Source organism: Shigella sp. FC1967 (assembly GCF_001743005.1).
In the GTDB taxonomy this organism is placed as follows: Bacteria; Pseudomonadota; Gammaproteobacteria; order Enterobacterales; family Enterobacteriaceae; genus Proteus.
In genome coordinates, this window is record NZ_MIIZ01000126.1 from 1 (window position 1) to 287 (window position 287).

The following is a 287-nucleotide window of genomic DNA, read 5'->3' on the forward strand; positions in this document are numbered from 1 at the left end:
ATTATCGTTACTTATGTCAGCATTCGCACTTCTGATACCTCCAGCATACCTCACAGTACACCTTCGCAGGCTTACAGAACGCTCCCCTACCCAACAACACATAAGTGTCGCTGCCGCAGCTTCGGTGCATGGTTTAGCCCCGTTACATCTTCCGCGCGCCGACTCGACCAGTGAGCTATTACGCTTTCTTTAAATGATGGCTGCTTCTAAGCCAACATCCTGGCTGTCTGAGCCTTCCCACTTCGTTTCCCACTTAACCATGACTTTGGGACCTTAGCTGGCGGTCT

General features: G+C 51.2%; 1 rRNA gene. It reads right to left on the reverse strand.

The features are described 5' to 3' along the window. A 23S ribosomal RNA gene (locus BHE89_RS01165) occupies positions 1–287 on the reverse strand; the annotation flags it as partial.